Genomic DNA, 22,090 nt, shown 5'->3' on the forward strand with positions numbered 1-22,090 from the left:
GGTGATCGGCAGCGTCACGGACCTCGTCTTCATCGAGCCGCTGATCCGGGAGTTCCAGCGCACCAACCCGTCGACCGAGGTCGTCTACCGGCAGCTGACCAGCCTCGACCTTTACGCCGCCGCGGCCGAGGCCTGCCAGGCGCACCGCTTCTTCGCCGATGTGGTGATCTCCTCGGCCATTCCCGAACAGGTGCGGCTGGTCAATGACGGCTGCTCGGATCCGTTCCGCTTCGTCATGCCGGCCGGCCTGCCGGACTGGGCCTTCTGGCGCAACGAACTGGTCGGGCTGACCTTCGAGCCGGCAGTGATCGTCTACGATCGGCAGGGGCTGAAGCCCGAAGAGGTGCCGCGCAACCGCTTCGAACTGGTCGACCTGCTGCGCCAGACGGAGCGGTTCCGCGGCCGGATCGGCACCTACGACATCGAGGATTCGGGGGTCGGTTACATCTTCGCCTTCGAAGACGCCGAGCAGGCATCCACCTGGGGCCGCCTTCTGGAAGGCCTCGGCCAGAACCAGGCGCGGCTCTATTGCTGCAGCTCGGACGTCATCGACGGGGTGGCCACCGGCCGGCTGGTGCTGGGCTACAACGTGCTCGGCTCCTATGCGCTGGCGCGGCAGGCGGCGGACCCGCGCATCGGCATCATCTTTCCCTCCGACTACACGCTGGCCCTGTCGCGCGCCGCTCTCGTCTCGCGCCATGCCCGCAACAAGCGGGCCGCCAATGCGCTGCTTGCGCTGTCGTTGTCCGAGACCGGCCAGAAGCTCCTGTCCGGTTCCTCCAAGCTCTATTCGTCGCTCAACGGGCCAGCCATGCTGGAGCAGGCCGGCGACGGCATCGGTCAAGCCGCCGGCCGCGCGGCCTTCCGGCCGATCGCCCTGTCGCCGGCATTGCTCGTCGGGCTCGACCAGGCCAAGCGCAAGGCCTTCCTCGACCAGTGGCGCAAGTCGTTTCAGGCAGGCGACGGCGAATAGGAGCCACCATGGCGATGAACGCGGGTTGACGGACGTCGCGTCGACCCCCACTCCGACCGCTTCGCACCCTTCCTCTTCCCCGGGCAGGGGGAGAGGTGGCTTGCGAAGCAAGTCGGAGTGGGGTGATCGGTGTCGTGGTGATCCGCGTTCGGAGCCCTGCCTTATCCACCATGGCGATTTCACGCGGCGGCAAAATGCTCTAATCATGAAGCGAAGCATGGGAGGATGCTGGAGGACATGGCAACCGGACAGGCAGCGCGACGGCCCCGCGACATGGCGGCGGATCCGGAATTCGGGCCGTGGCTGGCGCAGGCGTCGATCCTGGTCGTCGACGACGAGCCGGGCATGCGCAACTTTCTGGTGCGCACGCTCGGCCCCCGCTGCAAGCGGCTCGACGAGGCCGCCGACACGGAGGAAGCCGCCACCAAGCTCGACAAGCACCATTACGACGTCGTCATCCTCGACAACATCATGCCGGGCAAGAACGGCGTCGACTGGCTGGCCGAGCAGCGCGCCATCGGTTTCTTCTCCAATGCCATCCTGATGACGGCCTACGCCGATCTCGAGACGGCGATCCAGGCGCTGCGCGCCGGTGCGGTCGATTTCGTGCTGAAGCCGTTCCGTTCGAACCAGCTGCTCAACGCGGTGGCCCGCTGCCTCGATCAGATGCGCCTGCAGCGCGAGAACTACGTGCTGCGCTACGAGCTGAAATCGACCTCCGATCACGTGCTGCTGCGCGACAAGCTGATCGGCCATTCGACGGCGATCAGTGACGTGCGCGAGGCCATCGCCCGCGTCGCGTCGCTGCCCACCTCGGTGCTGCTGACCGGCCGCTCGGGCACGGGCAAGGAGGTGGCGGCGCGGTCGCTGCACTCATTGTCGGACCGCGCCGACAAGCCGTTCGTCCCCGTCAACTGCGCAGCGATCCCGCCGGACATGATCGAGACCGAACTGTTCGGCCATCTGAAGGGCGCCTTCACCGGGGCGGGCTCGGCGCGCGAAGGGCTCTTCATGCATGCCCAGAACGGCACGCTGTTCCTCGACGAGATCGGCGAACTGCCGCTAGCCACGCAAAGCAAGCTCTTGCGGGTGCTGGAGGATCGTCGCGTCCGTCCCGTCGGATCGGAGCGGGAGATTCCCGTCGACCTGCGCTTTGTCTTCGCCACCAACGCCGAACTCGAGAAGCAGGTGGAAGCGGGCCGCTTCCGCGCCGACCTGTTCTTCCGCATCAACGTGATGCAGATCCACCTGCCGCCGCTGACCGAGCGCGGCGACGACGTGCAGGAGCTGGCGGATCTCTTCATGCGCAAGCTGTCGCAGCAGCTCGGCATGCCCGAAGTGCCGATCGGTGCCGGCGTGCGGGCGGCGCTTGCCGCCTATGACTGGCCGGGCAATGTGCGCGAATTGCGCAACCTCGTGGAGCGCTCGCTGATCCTCGGCCGCTTCCCCGATGATTTCGGCGGCGGCGACGCGCTTGCCGGCGGCGCCGCGGGGCAGAGCCTTGCTGATGTGGAGCGCCGGCACATCCTGGCCGTGCTCGCAAAGTTCGGCGGTGATCGTGACGCGGCGGCGCGGCAGCTCGGCGTCTCGCGCAAGACCATCGATCGCAAATGCACGGCCTGGAATGCCTGACGGGCCCGCCCGCCCGGCAGGCAGGGCGCGGGGCCGCTCGGTCCGTTTCCGGCTGCTCGCCATCGCCCTCCTGCCGACGCTGGTCATCCTGCCGCTTCTGCTCGGCGTCGCGGTCTATCGCTGGAACGCGAAATTCGACGCGGCGTTGATCTCCAAGGTCAATGGCGACCTGACCATCGCGCATCAGTACTTCGCCCGCATCCTCGAGAACACCGGCGAGCACCTGACGGCGCTTGGCCAGTCGGCGCGGTTTCGCGACACGATCGAGGGCGGGGCGCAGGACCTGCCGGCGCTGCTCGATGAGCACCGGGAGCGGCTGGGCCTCGACTTTCTCTATGCCGTCTCCAGGGAGGGCCGGATCGTGGCGGCGGCGCCGGTGCCGGCGGGCATGCCGCGCCGGGACTGGCCGGTGATCACCGCCGCCCTGTCGGGCGAGGCCTCCACCGGCGTCGATATCTTTTCGAGCGAGGAGCTCACCGCCGTCGCGCCGGCGCTGGCCGAGCGGGCACGGCTGGGCCTTGTGCCGACGCCGAATGCGGTGCCGACCGACCGGGATGCGGAGACGCGCGGCATGGTGGTTCACTCGGCAAGCCCCGTCAGGCTCGCCGACGGCGGCATCGGGGCTCTGGTCGGCGGCATATTGCTCAATCGCAACCTGGTCTTCATCGACACGATCAACGACCTCGTCTATCGCGAGGCAAGCCTGCCGGAGGGCAGCCAGGGAACGGCGACGCTGTTCCTCGACGATGTGCGCATCAGCACCAATGTGCGCCTGTTCGAAGGGCGAAGGGCGCTCGGCACGCGGGTTTCGGCGGCCGTGCGCTCGGCGGTGCTGGGCGAGGGACGCACCTGGCTCGACAGCGCCTTTGTCGTCAGCGACTGGTACATCTCCGCCTATGAGCCGATCATCGACAGTTTCGGCACGCGGGTCGGCATGCTTTATGTCGGCTTCCTCGAAACGCCGTTCACGCAGGCCAAATACACGACGCTCATCACCATCGCGCTTGCCTTCCTGGCCATCACGGCGCTGAGCGTGCCGCTGTTCCTGCGCTGGGCACGCTCGATCTTCAAGCCGCTCGAGCGCATGGCCGGCACGATCTCCGAGGTCGAGGGGGGCGATCTTGGCGCACGCACGGGAATCACCCGCGTCGACGACGAGATCGGCCGTGTGGCACAGCATCTCGATCTCCTTCTGGGGCAGTTGCAGGAGCGCGACCGGCAATTGCGCGCCTGGAACGAGGAGCTGAATGCCCGGGTCGAGGAGCGCACCCGCGAACTGAAGCTCGCCAACCGGCAGCTCGAGGCGACCACGAAGCAGCTCATCATGTCGGAGAAGCTGGCGGCGATCGGCGAGATCACGGCGGGCGTGGCCCACGAGATCAACAATCCTATCGCGGTGATGCAGGGCAATCTTGAAGTGGTGCGTCAGGTGATGGGCGCGCGCGCCGAGGAGGCGAGGACCGAGTTCCGACTGCTCGACGAGCAGATCCATCGCATCAGCCAGATCGTCACCAAGCTCCTGCAATTCGCCAAGCCGGAGGAATATGCCGGCTTCATCGAGCGTCATGCGCCCGCCGAGGTGGTGTCCGACACCCTGCCGCTGGTGCAGCATCTTCTGAACAAGGCCGGCATCGAGGTCGTGCGCGAGGACCGGGCAAGCCGCCTGGTGCTGATGAACCGCACGGAACTGCAGCAGGTGCTTGTCAACCTGATCGTCAACGCCATCCACGCCATGCCGGATGGCGGGACGCTGACGCTCAGAACCCTCGACAGCGCCATGCACGGCAAGGCCGGCGTGACCATCGAGGTGGCCGACACGGGCGTCGGCATGAGCGCGGAGCTCCTGCGCAAGGTGTTCGACCCGTTCTTCACCACCAAGCGGCGCGCCGGCACGGGCCTTGGCCTGTCGATCAGCCAGACGCTGGTGAGCCGCCAGGCCGGCAAGATCACGGTCGCCAGCGAGCTGGGGCGCGGCACGGTTTTCTCCATCTGGCTGCCCGAGGCCGACTGAGCCGGGACAATCTGTCCGGCCACCACGGACAAAATGTCCGCCGGTGCGCTCTCCTGCGCGATAACCGATTGAAATCCTTAGGACTCCCATCTGGCACGCGCGTTGCTTCGAGGCAGAAGCAAGCAAGAGGAGGAAACACCGGGCGGAGAGGGCGCCCGGAACACGCCATTCGCGCAACCAGCTGGACGGCCGCCATGGGGTATGGCGGTAGGAGGAGGAATTCATGTCCGCAGCAAGTGAAACTTTAACCGATGTCCCTGTCGGGGGACTGCTCGACAGGGAACGGATCATCGCCCAGCCGGGCTTCAACCGCTGGCTGGTGCCGCCGGCGGCACTCGCCATCCATCTGTGCATCGGCATGGCCTACGGCTTCAGCGTCTTCTGGCTGCCGCTGACCCAGGCGGTGGGCGTCACCGAGCGCGTCGCCTGCGCCGATCTGACGCTGCTCTCGGCACTGTTCACCATGAGCTGCGACTGGCGCGTGTCGGACCTTGGCTGGATCTACACGCTGTTCTTCGTGCTTCTCGGCTGCTCAGCCGCGATTTGGGGCGGCTGGCTGGAGCGCGCCGGCCCGCGCAAGGCGGGCGTCGTCGCCGCCTTCTGCTGGTGCGGCGGCATCGCCATCGCAGCGCTCGGCGTCATGCTCCATCAGTTATGGATGATGTGGCTCGGGGCGGGCGTCATCGGCGGCATCGGCCTCGGTCTCGGCTACATCTCGCCCGTCTCGACCCTGATCAAATGGTTCCCGGACCGGCGCGGCATGGCGACCGGCATGGCGATCATGGGGTTCGGCGGCGGCGCAATGATCGGCGCGCCGCTCGCCGACATGCTGATGAATGCCTTCAAGTCGCCCGATTCGGTCGGCGTCTGGCAGACCTTCCTGGTGATGGCGGCGATCTATTTCGTGTTCATGATGGGCGGCGCTTTCGGCTACCGCATCCCGCCGGCAGGCTGGCGGCCCGATGGCTGGACGCCGCCGGCCAAGAGCGCCAAGTCGATGATCACCGCGCGCCACGTGCATCTGCGCGACGCTCACAAGACCAAGCAGTTCTGGCTGATCTGGGCGGTGCTGACGTTGAACGTGTCGGCGGGCATCGGCGTCATAGGCATGGCTTCGCCGATGCTGCAGGAAATCTTCGGCGGTCGCCTCATCGGTTCGCCCGAACTCACCTTCGGCGCGCTCGACGCTTCGCAGAAGACGGCGATCGCAGCGATCGCCGCCGGCTTTGCCGGCCTGCTTTCGCTGTTCAACATCGGCGGCCGCTTCTTCTGGGCCTCGCTGTCGGACAAGATCGGCCGCAAGAACACCTACTACGCCTTCTTCCTGATCGGCATCGTGCTCTACGCGCTGGCGCCGACGGCCGCGCATATGGGCAGCCAGGTGGCGTTCGTGCTGATGTTCTGCGTCATCCTGTCGATGTATGGTGGCGGCTTCGCGACCATTCCGGCTTATCTCGCCGACATCTTCGGCACGCAGTTCGTCGGCGCCATCCACGGCCGGCTCCTGACGGCCTGGGCGACGGCGGGCATCATCGGCCCGGTGGTGGTGAACTACATCCGCGAGGCGCAGATCAACGCCGGCATCCCGCGCGAGCAGGTCTACGACTTCACCATGTACATCCTGGCCGGCATGCTTCTGCTCGGCCTGGTCTGCAACATGCTGGTCAAGCCGCTCGCCGACAAATGGTACATGTCGGACGAGGAGGTGGCGTCCCTGCAGGCGAAGACGGCGGCTGCCGATTCCGGCCCGACCGGCTCGTTCGGCATCGGCAGGGGCGGCTTCGACGCCAAGGCGCTCGCCGCCTGGGCGGTGGTCGGCATCCCGATCCTGTGGGGCGTGTGGATCACGCTGCAGAAGACCGCGGCCCTGTTCTGAATTTCGGAACGGGTTGATGCAGTGCTGCCCTCCGGTGGGAGCCCCGCCGGAGGGCTTTTTCGTCAGTCGCCCGCGTCCCGCACATAGGCGGCGATGTCGGCGTGGGTGGCGAACCAGACGCCGTCATGCGCCCGGATATGGGCGATCAGCTCCTCGAGGATGAAGATGCGCGAGCGGTAGCCGCTGACATGCGGATGCATGGTGAGCAGGAACAGCCCGCCTTCCGCATAGGCGCGGTCGAATTCGCGCTTGAAGATGTCGAGCACGTCGGTCGGCGGCGTGTAGGGGCGCAGCGCCTGGAAGCGGTTCATGTTGAAATAGACCGCATCGTCGCGGATCCATTCCACCGGCAGTTCGACGATGCCGGTCGGCTCGCCTTCCTCGACGATCTCGTAGGGATCGTCGTCAGCCATCAGCGAGCTGTCATAGAGGAGGCCGAGCTCGCGCTCGATCTGCAGCGTCACGTCGGAGAAATCCCAGGAGGGCGTGCGCATGCCGACGGGACGGATGCCGGTGACCTTCTCCAGCGTTTCGGCGGCGCGCAGATGAAGCTCGCGCTCCTTGTCCGCCGGCACCTTGGTGTTGAGCTCGTGGATCCAGCCGTGCAGGGCCACCTCGTGCCCCTCGGCCACCACGCGGCGCTGCTCGTCGGGATAAAGCAGGGCACAGACCGCCGGCACGAAGAAGCTCGCCCGGACATCGTTCCTTGACAGGACGTCGAGGATGCGCGGCACGCCGACGCGGTTGCCGTACTGGCCCTGCGACATGCGGCCGATGGATTGCCCGCCGTCGCGCAACTCGTTGGTCTCATGGTCGCTGTCGAAGGAGAGGGCGACGGCGCAGCGCGCACCATCCTTCCAGCGGGCCGGCTTCAGCGACCGGCCGGCGCGCACCTTGTTGACCTTCGAGCGCCAGACGTCCTCGCTCCACTCCCAGGGTTCCATGTCGTTCTCCGCTTGCATGATGAGGGAATTCAGCCGGCCGCGGCCTGCAGCGCCGGGACGAGATGGCAGGCGGCGCGGCGACCGGGCGCCGTGACGACGAGCGGCGGCCGCTCGCCGAGGCAGCGTCCGATCACGGCCGGACAGCGCGCGTGGAAGTGGCAGCCGGCAGGCGGGTCCTGCGGCGAGGGGAGCTCGCCCTTGATCGGCCTGAACACCGCCTTCACGTCGTCGTCGATCTCCAGCTTCGGCACACTGTCGAGCAGCGCCCTGGTATAGGGGTGCTGCGGCCGGTCGTAGACCTCGGCCGTCGCGCCCTCCTCGACGATGCGCCCGAGATACATGATCGCGACACGATCGCAAAGGTGACGCACCACCGAGAGGTCGTGCGATATGAACAGAAGCGTAAGGTTCAACTCCTTCCGCAACCTCATGAGAAGATTGATGATCTGCGCCTGGATCGAAACGTCGAGCGAGGCCACCGGCTCATCGCAGACGATCAGGTCCGGCTGCATGGCGAGGGCCCGCGCGATGGCGATGCGCTGCCGCTGGCCGCCCGAGAACTGATGCGGATAGCGGGTCGCGAAGTCGGGATCGAGCCCGACCGCCTCCAGCCAGCGGCGCGTGTAGGCGCTGGCTTCGGCACGAGTCGTCAGCCTGTGGGCGACCGGTCCCTCCGAGACGGTGTCGACGATGCGCATGCGCGGATCGAGCGAGGCGAAGGGGTCCTGGAAGACCATCTGCACGCGCGTGGTGACCTTGCGGGGCCGGCTGCCGCCCGACATGACCGGCGCGCCGTCGAGCCGGATGGTGCCTTCCGTCGGCACGTGAATGCCGGCGATCATGCGGCCGAGCGTCGACTTGCCGCAACCGGATTCGCCGACCAGGCCCAGCACTTCGCCGCGTCCGATCGCAAGGCTCACGCCATCGACGGCGTGGACGGAGCGCGGCGGTTTCTGGGCGCCGAGCCAGGTCGCGACGCGGTCGCCGAAGGTGACGCCGGGCGAGAAGCGCTTGGCGGCGTTCTCGACGGTGAGAAAGGCGCTCATGCCGCACTCCTTTGCGTCTCGGGATGGTGGCAGCGCCAGGTGCGCTCCGCCGCGGCGCTTTCGACGGGCATGACCTGGCACTTCGTGTCGGCGCGCGGGCAGCGGGGAGCGAAGGCGCAGCCGTTTGGCAGGTTGGTGAGCGACGGCGTGGTGCCGGGAATCTGGCGCAGCTCCTCGCCGGGCACGGTGCGCGAGGGAAGCGACTCGAGCAGCCCTTGCGTGTAGGGATGGCGCGGCGAGCGCAGCACGGCGCCGACCGGGCCGGCCTCGACGATCCTGCCGGCATACATGACGTCGATGCGGTCGGCGATCGAGGAGACGGTGGCCAGATCATGGCTGATCCAGATCATCGCCATGCCGATCTCGTCCACCAGCGCCTTCATCTCGGCGAGGATCTGCGCCTGGATGGAGACGTCGAGGGCGGTGGTCGGCTCGTCGGCGATGATGATCTTCGGCCGGTGCAGGAGCGCGATGGCGATCGCCACGCGCTGGCGCATGCCGCCGGAGAACTGGTGCGGATAGGCGTCGAGCCGGCTTTCGGGCGCGGGAATGCCGACGCGGGCGAGCACCTCCACCGAGCGGGCGCGGGCGGCCGCCTTCGAGACGCGCTCATGGGCCTCGATGGCAAGGCGCATCTGCGTGGCGATGCTGAGCACCGGGTTGAGCGTCATCATCGGGTCCTGGAAAACCATGGCGATCTCTTTGCCGCGGATGCGGCGCAGCGCGGCGGTCGAAAGGCCGACGAGGTCGCGGCCCCCGTAGTGCACCGAGCCCTCGACGATGCGGCCCGGCGCGTCGACGAGGCCGATCAGGGAGAAGCCGGTGACGCTCTTGCCGGAACCGGATTCGCCGACCAGGCCGAGCACCTCGCCGCGGCCGAGCGTGAAGGAGACGCCGTCGACGGCCCTGGCGATCCCGGCGGCGGTGGGAAAGTGGGTTTTCAGGCCGGAGACTTCGAGCAGCGGCTGGGTCATCGCTTCAGCCTCGGATTGAGTTGGTCGCGCACCTGGTCGCCGACCAGGTTGATCGACACGATGAGGACGATGAGGGCGAGGCCCGGGTAGATGGAGATCCAGTAGCGGCCCGACAGGAGATATTGAAAGCCGTTGGCGATCAGCATGCCGAGCGAAGGCTCGGTGGGCGGCAGACCGACGCCGAGGAAGGAGAGGGTGGCCTCCAGCGCGATGGCGCTCGCCACCTGCACGGTGGCCACGACGATGAGCGGCGGCAACGTGTTGGGCAGGATGTGGCGCAGGACCACGCGCCGCGCGCTGAGCGGCGTCGACAGGGCCGCCTCGACATAGTCCTTGTGCCGCTCGGCGGAGGCCGCGCCGTGCGCCGTGCGGGCGAAATAGGCGTATTGGGCAAAGACCAGCGCCATGACGAGCTGCCAGGCGCCCTGGCCGAGCAGGGCGGCGATGACGAAGGCGAGCAGGATCGCCGGGAAGGAGAGCTGCAGGTCGACGATGCGCATGATGAGCGCCTCGAAGCGGCCGCCGAGATAGGCCGCCGACGTGCCGACCACGGCGCCGATGGAAAAGGCGATGGTGCCGGCCAGCAGGCCCATCTCCAGCGAGATGCGCAGCCCGTAGAGGATGGCCGACAGGAGATCGCGGCCCTGCGAATCCGTGCCCAGCAGATGCAGCGTGCCGGTGGTGCCCACATAGCCCGGCGGGCGGCGTGCGTCGCGCAGGACGAGATTGGCGAGGTCGTAGGGATCCTGCGGGGCGACGAGCGGTGCGAAGATCGCCAGAAGGGCGATCAGAAGCACGACCACCGCCGCGACGGTGGCCGTCCTGTTGCCCGCGAATTCGCGGAGGAAACGCCCGAGGAAGCCGTCTTTCGCGATCATGCGCGCGCCCTCCTCAGCCGCGGATCGAGCAACGCATAGGCGAGGTCGACGAAGAAGTTGATCATGACGAAGAGCAGGGCGACGAGCATCAGATAGGCGACCATCACCGGCCGGTCCAGCGAGGTGATGCTGTCGATGATGAGCTTGCCGAGGCCGGGCCAGGAGAAGATCGTCTCGGTGACGACGGCGAAGGCGAGCGTCGAACCGAGCTCGAGGCCGAAGATCGTCACCAGCGGGATGGCGATCAGGCGCAGCACGTGGCGCACCAGCACGGTGCCCTCGGACAGGCCGGCGGCGCGGGCGAACCTGATCGTGTCGGTCAGCATGATCTCGCGCGTGCCGGCGCGCGCCAGGCGGATCATCATGGCCAGCTTGAAGAGGGCAAGGTTGATGGCCGGCAGCAGCATGTGCCTGAGCCCGTCGATGGTGAGGAAGCTCCATTCGATGCCGAACAGCGAGGCCGTCGTGCCGCGCCCGCCGGCCGGCAGCCAGCCGAGCTGCACGGCGAAGGTCATGATCAGCACGAGGCCGATCCAGAAGCTCGGAACGGAAAAGCCGAGGATCGACAGGCCCATGATGATCTTGGCGGCCGGCGCGTCGTGCCGGTAGCCGGCATACATGCCGAGCGGGATGCCGAGGAGGCTGGCGCCGACGACGGCGAAGAGGACGAGCTCGAGCGTCGCCGGCAGGCGCGACAGGATGAGCTGGGTGACCGGCATGTTGTAGACGAAGGATTCTCCGAAATCGCCCTGCAGCATGCGGCCGAAGAAGGTGAAATATTGCCGCCAGAGCGGCTGGTCGAGCCCGTATTGGGCGATCACCTGGGCGCGGATGTCCTGCGTCGCGTCCGGCGAGATCAGCACATCGATCGGATTGCCGACCGCAAAGACGCCGCAGAAGACCAGCACCGACATGGCAAGGATGACGATCATCGCCTGCCACAAGCGCTGAATGACGAAGCCAAGCATTTTTGTTCTTTTTGCCCCCTCTGTTTGGTGCCCGGTCAGTCCCAGCCGGTCTCGAGCAACGCCCGGGTTTCAGTGACGGCGACCTCCCAGATCGCCATCATGTCCTCGTCCGGGCGCTGGTAAAGCCCATGATAGTTGCCGTCGCCGAGCAGCGCCCGCTTGCGGCCGGCATCGAGGCGGGCGAGCCTGGCGTAATCGATCTGCGGCTTGCGCTCCTCGGGCATGGCGACGCCGGCGAGCCGGGTCCAGGGAAAGTTCTCCATCCATGAGGCATGCGAGGCGGCCGGATCGATTTCCTGCACCTTGGCCCAGACCCCGGGCGCCCGCCACCAGTCGTGGAACTTGACCATCGTGTCGCGGTGCGCGTTCAGCCATTCGGAGACGAGCGCCGTGACCGGCGTGTTGCCGCCATGGCCGTTGACGATGAGGATGCGGCGGAAGCCCGAGCGGTGCAGGCTGTCGAGCACGTCGCCGACGAGCGCCGCATAGGTCGAGAGCCTCAAGGACACCGTGCCCGGAAAATCGGCGAAGCTGGAAGCGAGCCCATAGGGCACGACGGGAAACACCGGCACGCCCGACGGCTCGGCGGCATCAACCGAGACGCGCTCCGCCAGGATCATGTCGACGGCCAGGCTCAGATAGGCGTGCTGCTCGACGCTGCCGAGGGGCAGGATGCAGCGGTCGTCCTGCGCGGCCCGTTCCTCGACCTGCATCCAGTTCATATCGGCAATCCGCATCATTCACCTGTCAGTCGTTTCAAGATGCCGCGGCACGGCGGCATAAAATTGCTGATTAGTCCCGTATGGAACAATAAAAAGATATTGACGGTGACAATTCGTTGCGTCAAGTTCCATATGGAACAAAACTGCGAAAGGAAATTTCGTGGGCAAAATCTGGGGGACAGGCGCGGCCGCGCATGGATACGCGGACCCCGCCATGGGCGGCGGGCTGACGGATGATGCGGCACGCGTCGTGGACGATCTCGTCGGCGTCAAGCTGTGGGGGAATCCGTGCTGGTTTTCGTTCCGGCTGAACTACCTGGCCCTCAACTTCAACATCCCTGTCTATAGCTGGATCGAGAAGCGCCACGGGCTGCCGCGGCCCGAATTCGTCGTGCTCTACTCGATCGGATTGAAGGACGGCATCGCCGCGCGCGACATCTGCTCGTCGTCGGGGTTTCCCCGCAACACGATCAGCCGGGCCGTCCAGAAGCTTTTGGACAAGGGCATCATCCTGCGTGAGGTCGCGCCAGACGACCAGCGCAGCTTCGTCCTTCGCCTGACGGAGAAGGGCAGGGAAATCTTCGATGAAACCCTGAAGCCGATGGTGGATCGCGAGAACGTGCTTCTGGCGAAGCTCACCCAGGCCGAACGCCTGATGCTCTCCGAGCTCCTGGCGAAGATGGTGGTGGATTCGAAGAACTGGCCAAACAGCATCGATCCAGAGGAGTAACACGATGACGTTCAAGACGCAGTTCCGCATGGCGGCCCTTGCCGCCGCTCTCATGGCCGGCGTGTCCAGCCATGCGCTCGCCGACGACCTGACCATCGGCGTGCGCGCCGGTCCCTTGTCCATCGATCCTCATTTTACCGCTGCCGGCACGCATGCCGAGGCGATGAAGCACATCTACGACACGCTCGTGAAATCGGGCAACGATCTGGAGCTGGAGCCGGGGCTGGCCGAGAGCTGGACGGCGATCGACGACACGACCTGGGAATTCAAGCTGCGCCAGGGCGTCAAGTTTCACGACGGATCGGATTTCACCGCCGAGGACGTCAAGTTCTCCATCGAGCGCATCCCCAATGTGGCGGGCCCGAATCCGACCACCATCTATGTGCGCCGCGTGCAGTCCGTCGAGATCGTCGATCCCCACACGATCCGCGTGAAGACGGACGGCCCGGCACCGACGCTGCCCAACGACTTCATCCGCCTGTTCGTCGTCTCGCACACCGCCGCCAAGGATTTCTCCACCCAGGAGACGGCGAATGAGGGCTTCAACTCGGGCAAGGCCGCCATCGGCACCGGCCCTTACAAATTCGTCTCCTGGACGCCGAAGGAAGAGCTGGTGCTCGAAAAATTCGACGGCTACTGGGGCGGCGCCGAGCCGTGGGACAAGGTGACCCGCAAGGAGATCCCCAACGACGCGGCGCGCGTCGCCCAGCTCAAGGCCGGCCAGGTGGACATCATCGCCCGCGTGCCTGCCGCCGACGTGCCGGTGCTGGAACGCGACGGCGCGCTGACGGTCACCCGCGAGAACAGCGTCTATCTGTTCAACGTCGAGTTCGACTTCCGCGACGACAGCCCGCAGATCACCGCCAAGGACGGCGGCAAGCTCGACAAGAACCCTTTCCAGGACCCGCGCGTGCGTGAGGCGATTGATCTGGCCATCGACCGCGAGACGATCACCGAGATCGCCATGGAGACGATGGGCACGGCCCAGAGCCAGCTCGTGACGCCGAACATCTTCGGCTACAACGAGGCGATCGAGGTGTCGGGCTACGATCTCGACAGGGCCAAGGCGCTGATGGCGGAGGCCGGTTATGCGGACGGCTTTTCCGTGACCTTCTCCTTCACCAACGACCGCCTGCCGGGCGACAAAGACGTCGGCACGACGATCGCCCAGATGCTGGCGGGCATCAACATCAAGGCCGGGGCCAACGCGGCGCCGGGCGCGGTGTTCTTCCCGGCCAAGACGCGCGGCGAGTATTCGCTGACCATGTCCGGCTGGGGCACGCTCACAGGCGAGGCCAACTACACGCTTTCCTCGCTCGTGCACACCAACGATCCCGAAACCAAGATGGGCGCCTTCAACGTGCGCGGCTACTCCAACGCGCAGATGGACAAGCTGATCGAGGATGCGGCGACCGAGATGGACGAGGGCAAGCGGCGCGCGCTTCTGCAGGAGGCCAACGGCCTTGTCGCGACCGACCGGCCGAACCTGCCCATCGCGTCCATCGTCACCGCCTGGGCGATGAAGAAGGACCTCGCCATCGTGCCGCGTTCGGACGAGGATACGCTGGCCATGAACATCCGGCCGGCCCAATAACCGTCGGTCCGACGGCCTTTCCGCCCGCTGGCTCCCCGGCGGGCGGATAGACTAGTGGTGCGATCCCAACAGATGGTACCCATCTGTTGGGAAAAATCGCCCCACCAGATCAATAGCTTGTGGGCTGACTTGTCGAAACAGATGGGGACCATCTGTTTCGGTCAGACCACTAGGAGCCGCTCGGCCGGTCAGGCCAGACCCGACATCGGCCAGAGCGGATTGCTCCGGCCCGGCCGCCGCCATACACAGGGGCGGCCGGGTGCTTTTTTCGAAAGGACCGACGATGAATCCTGTTGCACTGGCGATCCATGGCGGCTGCGGCGTGATGGCCAAGCTCGACCTCAGCGAAGAAGAGTGGCAGGCCGCGCGCGCCGATCTGGCGGCATCGCTGCGCGCCGGGTGGGCGGTGCTCGCCAGGGGCGGCTCGGCGCTCGACGCTGTCGAGGCGGCCGTCGTCGTGATGGAGGATTCGCCGCATTTCAACGCCGGCTACGGCGCCGCCCTCAACGAGAATGCCGAACATGAACTCGATGCTTCGATCATGGACGGCTCGAACCTCGATGCCGGCGCCATCTGCGCGGCGAGCCGCATCAAAAATCCCGTCAGGGCGGCGCGCGCAGTGATGGAGAAGAGCGGCGCGGTGCTCCTGACCGGGCCTGCCGCCGACCGCTTTGCGGAACGTTGCGGCCTCGACATCGTCGCGCCCGGCTATTTCACCACCGAGCGGCGCCAGAAAGCGCTCGCCGCCATGAAGGCGCACGCCCGGGCCGGCACCTTCAAGGCGGCCTCCGAAGCCGAGAAGCATGGCACGGTGGGCGCGGTGGCGCTCGACCGGGCAGGGCATCTGGCCGCCGCCACGTCGACCGGCGGCTACAACAACAAGCCCGAGGGCCGGGTGGGGGATTCGCCGATCATCGGCGCCGGCACTTACGCGCGTGACGGCGTCTGCGCCGTCTCGGGCACGGGGCAGGGCGAGTTCTTCATCCGCCACGTGGTCGGACACGAGATCGCCAGCCGCATCACCTATCTGGGCGAAACACTGGAGGCGGCCGCGCACCGGGTCATCCGCGAGGACCTGAAGTCCTACGGCATCGGCGCCGGTGCTGTGGCGGTGGACGGCCGGGGCGATGTCAGCGCGCCCTACAACACGGACGGCATGTTCCGGGGCTGGGTGACGCGTGAGGGCAGGCTGCACGTGGCAAGCCACAGCGAGGTGTTTTTCGTCGAGACGCTGGCGGGTGGCCGCCCATGAACGAGCCGATCCTGATCTGGGGCGCCGGCGCCATCGGCGGTGCGCTCGGTGCCTTTTGGGCGCGCGCCGGCCATCCGGTTGTGATGGTTGACGTGGTCGCCGACCATGTCGAGGCGATCCGCAGCGTGGGGCTGGCGATCGAGGGACCGGTGGCGGCGTTCCGCCAGAAGGCCGACGCCGTGACGCCGGCCGAACTCACCGGAACGTTCGGCCGCGCGGTGCTCGCCGTCAAGGCGCAGCACACGGCCGAGGCCTGCCGCATGCTGCTGCCGCATCTTGCCGCGGATGGTTTCGTCCTGTCGGCGCAGAACGGGCTCAACGAGCTGGTGATCTCATCCATCGTCGGACCCGAGCGCACCATCGGCGCCTTCGTCAATTTCGGCGCCGACTGGATCGCGCCCGGGCGCATCCTCTACGGCAACCGCGGCGCGGTGGTGATCGGCGAGATCGATGGGGCCGTCCGCGAGCGGACCCGCGCCATGCACGGGCTGCTGTGCGAATTCGACGCCGAGGCGGTGCTGACGGACGACATCTGGGGCTATCTGTGGGGCAAGCTCGCCTATGGGGCGATGCTGTTCGCCACGGCGCTCAACAACGATTCCATGTCGGCGAATTTCGCCGACCCCGAGCGGTTTGCCGTCTTCGACCGGCTGGCGCGCGAGGTCCATCGCGTGGCGTCAGCGCGCGGTGTCGCGCCGCGCGGCTTCAACGGCTTCGACCCGGCGGCCTTCGCCGCCGATGCGCCCGAGAGCGCGGCACGGCGCTCGATCGCCGATCTGGCCGAATTCAATCGCCACACGGCAAAGACCCATTCGGGCATCTGGCGCGATCTCGCCGTGCGCAAGCGGCGCACCGAGGCGGACGCGCAGCTCGGCATCATCTGCGACCTCGGCCGCGAGGCCGGCATCGCGACGCCGGTGCTGGCGCGGCTGGTCGAACTGATCCACGCGATCGAGGACGGCGCGATGCAGCAGGGGCCGGCGGCGTTCTCGTTGCTCAACCGCACGGCCGCCGAAGGCTGAGCGGGACTTGCCGGTGGAGCGCGCCATGTCTATGTCGGGCGGGCAGGGCTGCGAGCCCGATCGACAGGGGCTGGAATGGCGGACGAGCACATCATCATCATCGGCGCGGGGCACGGCGGCGTGCAGGCAGCTGCCAGCCTGCGCGAGGAAGGATATGACGGCGCGCTGACGCTGATCTCGGCGGATCCGGAGCTGCCCTATCACAAGCCGCCCTTGTCGAAGACGTTTCTGAAGGCGCCCGATGCCGAGCCGCAGATCCTGCGGGCGCAGGCATTTTACGATTCACAGAAGATCGACCTGCGCCTCGGCGCCGAGGTGACCGCCATCGATCCCGCAGCGCACAGGCTGACGCTCAGCGACGGTTCGAGCCTGTCCTGGAGCAAGCTGCTTCTGGCGACAGGGGCGCGACCGCGACGGCTGACCGTGCCGGGCGCCGGGTTGAGCGGGGTCTTCTATCTGCGCGATTGCGCCGATGCGCGCCTCCTGCGCACAGAGCTGGAGACCGCCCGCGAGGTGGTGGTGATCGGCGGCGGCTTCATCGGCCTCGAGGTGGCGGCGACCATGGCCATGCAGGCAAAGCGGGTGACGGTGGTTGAAGCGGCGGAGCGGCTGCTCGGCCGCGCTGTCTCCCGCCAGGTCTCCTCCCATATGCGCGCCTATCACGAGAGCCTCGGCATACGCGTGCTGACGCAGACGGGCGTGCGCGAGATCGGCGGCGAGCAGGGGCGCGTGAAGGCGGTCGTGACCGATGCGGGCGAGGCGATTCCCGCCGACGCCGTTCTGGTGGGGATCGGCGCCGAGCCGGACACGCGGCTGGCGGCGGCAGCCGGCATCTTCTGCGAGGATGGCATCCGGGTGGACGAGACCTGCCGCACGAGCATTGCCGACATCTTCGCCATCGGCGATTGCGTGTCGTTCCCGCACCGGGCGTCGGGCCGGGTCCTGCGCCTCGAATCGGTGCAGAACGCCACCGACCAGGCGCGCTGCGCGGCGCGCGCCATGCTCGGCAAGCCCGCCGGCTACGACGCGGTCGCCTGGTTCTGGTCGGACCAGGGCGAACGCAAGCTGCAGATGGCCGGGCTCGCTTTCGACGTCGATCGGGAGGTTCTGTCCGGCGACCCGCAGAGCGGCGCCTTCGCCGTCTTCCTGTTCTCCGGCGCCCGGCTGGTGGCGGTCGAGACCGTCAACAGACCGGGTGAGCACATGCTGGCGCGGCGCATGCTGGCGGCCGGCTACACGCCGGACGGCGCGCTGATCGCCGAGGGGCCGGCAGCGCTGAAGGCGGCGTTGATGGCCGAAACCGCGCCGAAGCGCACCTGAAACGACAAGGCGGCGCCGGGATCAGGAAGCCTCGTCCGAGGCGAGGATTTCGCGCGCCCGGTCCAGCATTGGCTTGTCGACCATGCGGCCCTCGAAGACCGCGGCCCCCCTGCCGGCGGCGTGGGCCGCATCCATTGCATGAAGGACGCCGCGTGCCCAATCGGTTTCCGCGGCCGAGGGGCGGAAAGCCGCGTTGAGGATCGGCACCATGTTCGGATGCACGCAGGTTGCGCCACGGAAGCCGAAGGCACGCGCCCGCTGAGCGACGGCTGCAACGTGCTCCGCATCGCGATAGTTGGCTACGCTGTCGAGAAGCCCGAGCGGCACAATGCCGGCGGCACGGGCCGCAAAGACGATCTGCTGGCGCGGAAGAAGCAGCGCCTCGGGTGTCGGCATCATGCCGGCGGCGGTCGCGAAATCCTCGCTGCCGAGGATGAGGGCGCGGACGCGGCGGTCGGCGCACGCGATGCGGTCGGCGCTGTGGAGTCCGCGCGGCGATTCGATCATCGCCACGAGACCGACGGCGCCGACAGGCATGCCGCGTTCGGCCTCGAGCTCCGACACGAGGTCGGAAATCAGCCGCAGCTTCTCGCCGGCCTCGCATTTCGGCACGAACAGCGCGGCGAGGCCGGGTTGCACGACGGCCTCCAGATCGGGGACGGCGAGCCGCAGCCCGCCGTTGATCCGCACCATCAGCCGCGAGGGGCCTTCGCGCAGATCGCCGATGGCGGCGGCCGTCATGTCGCGCGCCTCGGCCTTGCGGTCGTCGGGGACGCTGTCCTCCAGGTCGAGCACGATGGCGCCGGCGCCGCGGCTCTGCGCTCTGGCGATGAAGCGCTCGTTGTTGCCGGGCACATAGAGCAGCGAACGCCAGGAATGGTCTTGTTGGGCGGTCATGCTGCGTCCTCCGCTTTCACGATGCCGCTTGCGGTGACCGCTTCGATCTCCGCATCGTCGAAACCCGCAGATCTCAGGATTTCGCGAGAATGCGCGCCGAGCGCCGGGGCCGGCCCGCGCAGCGCGCCCGGCGTTGCCGACAGGCGGGGCAGCGGCGCGTGCGTCGGGATCCGCCCGTGGTCGGCGTCCGGAACGCTGACGAAGATGCCCCGTTCGACGAAATGCCGGTCGGCGGCGATATCGGCGATGTCGTAGAGCGGGGCGGCTGTGATGCCGTCCCGCTCGAAGATCTCGAGCACCTCGTCCCGATCGCGCTCGCCGATCCAGCCGCCGACGATGGCGTCCACTTCCGGGCGACGGGAAACGCGCGCCTCGTTGGTGGCGTAACGCGGATCCTCGATCATGTCCTGACGGCCGATGGTGCGGAACAGCCGTTCGGCCGTCTTCTGGATAGAGGCGGAGATGGCGATGAAATGCCCGTCCCTGGTCCTGTAGACATTGCGCGGGCTCGACGTGTTGGAACCGTTGCCGACGCGCGGCTTGGGCCTGCCGGTGATCTGGTAGTCGAGCGGCTCGGGCCCGAGCACGGAGACCATGGCATCGAGCAGGGACAGGTCGATCACCTGGCCGCGGCCGTCCTGGTCCCGAGCGCGCAGCGCCATCATGACGGCATTGGCTCCGTAGAGGCCGGAGATCATGTCGGCGAGGGCGAGCGGCGGCAGCAGAGGATCGCCGCCTTCTTCGCCGTTGCGATGAGCAAAGCCTGACATGCCCTCGACCAGCGTGCCGAAGCCGGGGCGCGGGCTGTAGGGGCCGGACTGGCCGAAGCCGGAGACGCGCAGCAGCACCAGGCGCGGAAAATCCCGCTCCAGCACGTCGGGCCCGAGCCCCATCTTTTCCAGCGTGCCGGGGCGAAAGCTCTCGATCATCACGTCGGCGCGGGCGATCAGGCGGCGCAGAAGGTCCACCGCGCCGTCCTTGCGAAAATCGAGCGCGATGCTCTTCTTGTTGCGGCCATAGACCTTCCAGAAGGTGGAATGGCCTGCCTGCTTCCAGGCGCGCAGGGGGTCGCCGGCCGGCAGCGGCTCCACCTTGATGACCTCGGCGCCGAAATCCGCCATCTGCAGCGAGGTCATGTTGCCGGCGACGAGGCGCGACAGGTCGAGCACCACGAGGCCGCTCAGCGGGCCGCGTGCATCGGGCGTATAATCGACGGGTTTCCAGGCACTCTCGGCCATTGTCTTCCTTCTCGTGTCAGGCACGTGCTGCAGGCTTGCGGCTCTTGATGAACCGCTTGGTGACGAGGCCGAGGATGCCGGTGGCGACCATCGCGACGATGATGCCGAGCGAGATCGGCCGATCGACGAAGATGCTCCAATCGCCCTGTCCGAGCATGATCGACTGCCGGAAATAGTTTTCGGCGAGCGGCGCCAGCACGACGGCGAGGATGAACGGCCCCGTTGGATAGTCGCATTTCTTCATGAGGTAGCCGAGGATGCCGAAGACCAGCGCCACCCAGATGTTGAAGCTGTTGTAGGCGAGCGAGAAGGCGCCGACCACGCACAGCGCGACGACGACGCTGGCGAGATGGCCTTGCACGGAGCGCAGGAGATTCACGAAGACTGGAATCAGCAGGACGTTGGAGAACAGCAGGAAGACGTTGGCGAGCACCAGCCCGGCGATCATCGCCCAGACGACGTCGCCCGACTTGATCATGAGCAGCGGACCGGGCTGCAGGCCGAACATGATGAGCGCGCCGAGCATGATGGCCGTGCCGCCGGACCCTGGAATGCCGAGCGTGATGAGCGGGATCAGCGATCCGGGCACTGAGGCGTTGTTGGAAGCTTCGGGGCCGGCCAGGCCCGCGATCGCCCCGTTGCCGAATTCCTCCGGCTTGCGGGAGATGCGCCGCTCCAGCGCGTATTCGAGGAAGGTGGCGACCGTCGCGCCGGCGCCGGGCAGGATGCCGATGACCGTGCCGATGACCGAGCCGCGCAGCGTGGCGCCGCTGCTTTCCTTCAGGGTGCTCGCCGGCGGGATGTATTCGCGCAGGTTGAAGCTCGGCCGGCCGAGGTCGAGGCGGGTGCGCTGCTCGAGATTGTAAAACACCTCGCCGAGCCCGTAGAGGCCGATGATGATGGCCACGAAGTCGATGCCCTCGATCAGCTCCGGCGTGAAGGCGAAGCGGATGTGGCCGGAGATGTAGTCGCTGCCGAAGGTGGAGACGAGAACGCCGACGCAGGCCATCAGCAGCGCCTTGACCAGGTCTTCGCCGGCCAGGAGGATGATCGTGCTGAGGCCGAGCAGCATGAGCAGGAAATATTCCGGCGCGCCGAGATAGATTGCATAGGAGGAGACGACCGGGGCGAAGAAGATGAGGACCAGCAGGCCGAAGAAGCCGCCGACGAAGGAGGAGACGGCCGACAGGCCGAGCGCCAGGCCGCCCTGGCCACGCCGCATCATCGGATAGCCCTCCATCGCGGTGACGATGGCCGGCGCATCGCCCGGCGTGTTGATCAGGATCGAGGTGATGCGGCCGCCATACATGGTGCCCATGTAGACGCCGGTCAAAAGGCACAGGCCGGAAGCGTGCGGCATGCCGAAGGTGAGCGGAAGCATCAGTGCGATGCCGGCGGACGGCCCGAGGCCGGGCAGCGCGCCGACGACCGTGCCGATCATGCCGGCGAAGAAGATGAGCACGATGTTGTAGACGGTCAGCACTTCCGCGAAGCCGCCCGCCAGGTGGGTCAATGCGTCAAGCATGAGGTGGGGCCTTTCCGCAGGAGGTCAGATGAGCGGGATTTTCAGCCACAGGCTGAAGATGGCGTAGATGACGGCCAGGATCGCCGCGCTGACGAAGAGCGACTTGAGCGGGGGATGCCCGGCAAAGCGCCAGGACAGGAGCACCATCAGCACGCCGAGCGGCGCCAGCACGCTGCCGAGGCTCATCGCATAGATGGCGGCGGCCATGAGCACGATGACGGCGACGACGGGCAGGACGGCGCCAAGGCTCTCGCCCGGGATCGCCTGCGCCGGCGGGGCGCTGCGCCGGGCCGCCAGCGCCCTGGCCGCGAGCAGGGCGATCAGCACCAGCGTCACCACCGCGATGTTGAGCGGGATGTAGCCCGGCCCGAAGCTCTGCGCCGATCCGTAAGGCATGTCGAGGCCGTTCCAGAGAAGGACTCCCGAAAAGACGGCGAGCCCCGCGAGCAGGACGATTTCCGACGGTTTCATGAGCCCTTCTCCTGTCT

At 67.3% G+C, this 22,090-nt stretch carries 19 protein-coding genes; 9 read left to right on the plus strand and 10 right to left on the minus strand.

Going from position 1 to position 22,090, the window contains the following annotated elements; translation table 11 throughout:
• The first annotated feature begins 1 nt into the window (after position 1).
• The 4 genes from NUU27_RS04210 (at position 2) to NUU27_RS04225 (ending at position 6,492) form a co-directional block, all read left to right on the plus strand.
• Entirely contained in the window at positions 2–973 is a 972-nt protein-coding gene (locus NUU27_RS04210; protein ID WP_257760810.1) for an ABC transporter substrate-binding protein, read from the plus strand.
• A 237-nt stretch (positions 974–1,210) separates the two neighbouring features.
• Positions 1,211–2,605 carry a sigma-54 dependent transcriptional regulator gene (locus NUU27_RS04215; RefSeq protein ID WP_257760811.1) on the plus strand — a complete coding sequence of 465 codons (1,395 nt, stop codon included), beginning with the start codon at positions 1,211–1,213 and terminating at the stop codon, positions 2,603–2,605.
• Positions 2,598–4,616 (plus strand): HAMP domain-containing sensor histidine kinase, encoded by a 2,019-nt coding sequence (locus tag NUU27_RS04220; RefSeq protein WP_257760812.1) that lies wholly within the window; start codon positions 2,598–2,600, stop codon positions 4,614–4,616. The genes NUU27_RS04215 and NUU27_RS04220 overlap by 8 nt, the downstream gene beginning before the upstream one ends.
• Positions 4,617–4,839: 223 nt before the next feature.
• Positions 4,840–6,492: an OFA family MFS transporter gene (locus NUU27_RS04225; protein WP_257760813.1), complete on the plus strand. Its 1,653-nt coding sequence runs from the start codon at positions 4,840–4,842 to the stop codon at positions 6,490–6,492.
• 62 nt (positions 6,493–6,554) lie between these two features.
• Here NUU27_RS04225 and NUU27_RS04230 read toward each other — a convergent pair whose 3' ends face one another.
• Genes NUU27_RS04230 through NUU27_RS04255 form a run of 6 tightly spaced genes read right to left on the minus strand, consistent with a single transcriptional unit; the run spans position 6,555 to position 12,039 of the window.
• On the minus strand, positions 6,555–7,436 hold the full coding sequence (locus tag NUU27_RS04230; RefSeq protein ID WP_257760814.1) for a polysaccharide deacetylase: 882 nt from the start codon (positions 7,434–7,436) through the stop codon (positions 6,555–6,557).
• Between the two features lie 29 nt (positions 7,437–7,465).
• Positions 7,466–8,482, minus strand: coding sequence for an ABC transporter ATP-binding protein (locus NUU27_RS04235; RefSeq protein ID WP_257760815.1), 1,017 nt, complete (start codon positions 8,480–8,482; stop codon positions 7,466–7,468).
• Positions 8,479–9,456 carry an ABC transporter ATP-binding protein gene (locus NUU27_RS04240; RefSeq protein WP_257760816.1) on the minus strand — a complete coding sequence of 326 codons (978 nt, stop codon included), beginning with the start codon at positions 9,454–9,456 and terminating at the stop codon, positions 8,479–8,481. Before NUU27_RS04240 ends, NUU27_RS04235 begins: the two co-directional genes overlap by 4 nt.
• The gene (locus NUU27_RS04245) at positions 9,453–10,334 is read right to left on the minus strand and encodes an ABC transporter permease (protein WP_257760817.1); all 882 of its coding nucleotides are present in this window, start codon (positions 10,332–10,334) and stop codon (positions 9,453–9,455) included. Before NUU27_RS04245 ends, NUU27_RS04240 begins: the two co-directional genes overlap by 4 nt.
• Positions 10,331–11,302, minus strand: coding sequence for an ABC transporter permease (locus NUU27_RS04250; protein ID WP_257760818.1), 972 nt, complete (start codon positions 11,300–11,302; stop codon positions 10,331–10,333). The genes NUU27_RS04245 and NUU27_RS04250 overlap by 4 nt, the downstream gene beginning before the upstream one ends.
• A 35-nt stretch (positions 11,303–11,337) precedes the next feature.
• On the minus strand, positions 11,338–12,039 hold the full coding sequence (locus tag NUU27_RS04255) for a creatininase family protein (RefSeq protein WP_257760819.1): 702 nt from the start codon (positions 12,037–12,039) through the stop codon (positions 11,338–11,340).
• Between the two features lie 145 nt (positions 12,040–12,184).
• Between NUU27_RS04255 and NUU27_RS04260 the strand changes: the two genes are divergently transcribed.
• The 5 genes from NUU27_RS04260 (at position 12,185) to NUU27_RS04280 (ending at position 17,942) form a co-directional block, all read left to right on the plus strand.
• Positions 12,185–12,754 carry a MarR family winged helix-turn-helix transcriptional regulator gene (locus NUU27_RS04260; RefSeq protein ID WP_257760820.1) on the plus strand — a complete coding sequence of 190 codons (570 nt, stop codon included), beginning with the start codon at positions 12,185–12,187 and terminating at the stop codon, positions 12,752–12,754.
• Between the two features lie 4 nt (positions 12,755–12,758).
• A complete protein-coding gene (locus tag NUU27_RS04265; RefSeq protein WP_257760821.1) occupies positions 12,759–14,348 on the plus strand; it encodes an ABC transporter substrate-binding protein in 1,590 nt (529 codons plus the stop codon).
• A gap of 283 nt (positions 14,349–14,631) precedes the next feature.
• Positions 14,632–15,600: an isoaspartyl peptidase/L-asparaginase family protein gene (locus NUU27_RS04270; RefSeq protein ID WP_257760822.1), complete on the plus strand. Its 969-nt coding sequence runs from the start codon at positions 14,632–14,634 to the stop codon at positions 15,598–15,600.
• Entirely contained in the window at positions 15,597–16,622 is a 1,026-nt protein-coding gene (locus NUU27_RS04275; protein ID WP_257760823.1) for a ketopantoate reductase family protein, read from the plus strand. The genes NUU27_RS04270 and NUU27_RS04275 overlap by 4 nt, the downstream gene beginning before the upstream one ends.
• A 75-nt stretch (positions 16,623–16,697) precedes the next feature.
• Positions 16,698–17,942 (plus strand): NAD(P)/FAD-dependent oxidoreductase, encoded by a 1,245-nt coding sequence (locus tag NUU27_RS04280; protein WP_257760824.1) that lies wholly within the window; start codon positions 16,698–16,700, stop codon positions 17,940–17,942.
• Positions 17,943–17,963: 21 nt separating this feature from the next.
• Here NUU27_RS04280 and NUU27_RS04285 read toward each other — a convergent pair whose 3' ends face one another.
• The 4 genes from NUU27_RS04285 to NUU27_RS04300 are packed head-to-tail and all read right to left on the minus strand — an operon-like array spanning position 17,964 to position 22,073.
• A complete protein-coding gene (locus NUU27_RS04285) occupies positions 17,964–18,839 on the minus strand; it encodes a CoA ester lyase (protein ID WP_257760825.1) in 876 nt (291 codons plus the stop codon).
• Entirely contained in the window at positions 18,836–20,077 is a 1,242-nt protein-coding gene (locus tag NUU27_RS04290; RefSeq protein WP_257760826.1) for a CaiB/BaiF CoA-transferase family protein, read from the minus strand. Before NUU27_RS04290 ends, NUU27_RS04285 begins: the two co-directional genes overlap by 4 nt.
• 16 nt (positions 20,078–20,093) lie before the next feature.
• Entirely contained in the window at positions 20,094–21,602 is a 1,509-nt protein-coding gene (locus NUU27_RS04295; RefSeq protein ID WP_257760827.1) for a tripartite tricarboxylate transporter permease, read from the minus strand.
• 24 nt (positions 21,603–21,626) lie between these two features.
• Positions 21,627–22,073: a tripartite tricarboxylate transporter TctB family protein gene (locus NUU27_RS04300; RefSeq protein ID WP_257760828.1), complete on the minus strand. Its 447-nt coding sequence runs from the start codon at positions 22,071–22,073 to the stop codon at positions 21,627–21,629.
• Positions 22,074–22,090: the final 17 nt, after the last annotated feature.

Source organism: Nitratireductor sp. ZSWI3 (assembly GCF_024655565.1).
Classification (GTDB): Bacteria; Pseudomonadota; Alphaproteobacteria; order Rhizobiales; family Rhizobiaceae; genus Nitratireductor.

Excerpts from the sequence above, each read along its gene's own strand:
- NUU27_RS04215 (WP_257760811.1), top strand. The coding sequence starts at position 1,211 with ATGGCAACCGGACAGGCAGCGCGACGGCCCCGCGACATGGCGGCGGAT.
- NUU27_RS04220 (WP_257760812.1), top strand. The coding sequence starts at position 2,598 with ATGCCTGACGGGCCCGCCCGCCCGGCAGGCAGGGCGCGGGGCCGCTCG.
- NUU27_RS04225 (WP_257760813.1), top strand. The coding sequence starts at position 4,840 with ATGTCCGCAGCAAGTGAAACTTTAACCGATGTCCCTGTCGGGGGACTG.
- NUU27_RS04230 (WP_257760814.1), bottom strand. The coding sequence starts at position 7,436 with ATGGAACCCTGGGAGTGGAGCGAGGACGTCTGGCGCTCGAAGGTCAAC.
- NUU27_RS04235 (WP_257760815.1), bottom strand. The coding sequence starts at position 8,482 with ATGAGCGCCTTTCTCACCGTCGAGAACGCCGCCAAGCGCTTCTCGCCC.
- NUU27_RS04240 (WP_257760816.1), bottom strand. The coding sequence starts at position 9,456 with ATGACCCAGCCGCTGCTCGAAGTCTCCGGCCTGAAAACCCACTTTCCC.
- NUU27_RS04245 (WP_257760817.1), bottom strand. The coding sequence starts at position 10,334 with ATGATCGCGAAAGACGGCTTCCTCGGGCGTTTCCTCCGCGAATTCGCG.
- NUU27_RS04250 (WP_257760818.1), bottom strand. The coding sequence starts at position 11,302 with ATGCTTGGCTTCGTCATTCAGCGCTTGTGGCAGGCGATGATCGTCATC.
- NUU27_RS04255 (WP_257760819.1), bottom strand. The coding sequence starts at position 12,039 with ATGCGGATTGCCGATATGAACTGGATGCAGGTCGAGGAACGGGCCGCG.
- NUU27_RS04265 (WP_257760821.1), top strand. The coding sequence starts at position 12,759 with ATGACGTTCAAGACGCAGTTCCGCATGGCGGCCCTTGCCGCCGCTCTC.
- NUU27_RS04270 (WP_257760822.1), top strand. The coding sequence starts at position 14,632 with ATGAATCCTGTTGCACTGGCGATCCATGGCGGCTGCGGCGTGATGGCC.
- NUU27_RS04275 (WP_257760823.1), top strand. The coding sequence starts at position 15,597 with ATGAACGAGCCGATCCTGATCTGGGGCGCCGGCGCCATCGGCGGTGCG.
- NUU27_RS04280 (WP_257760824.1), top strand. The coding sequence starts at position 16,698 with ATGGCGGACGAGCACATCATCATCATCGGCGCGGGGCACGGCGGCGTG.
- NUU27_RS04285 (WP_257760825.1), bottom strand. The coding sequence starts at position 18,839 with ATGACCGCCCAACAAGACCATTCCTGGCGTTCGCTGCTCTATGTGCCC.
- NUU27_RS04290 (WP_257760826.1), bottom strand. The coding sequence starts at position 20,077 with ATGGCCGAGAGTGCCTGGAAACCCGTCGATTATACGCCCGATGCACGC.
- NUU27_RS04295 (WP_257760827.1), bottom strand. The coding sequence starts at position 21,602 with ATGCTTGACGCATTGACCCACCTGGCGGGCGGCTTCGCGGAAGTGCTG.
- NUU27_RS04300 (WP_257760828.1), bottom strand. The coding sequence starts at position 22,073 with ATGAAACCGTCGGAAATCGTCCTGCTCGCGGGGCTCGCCGTCTTTTCG.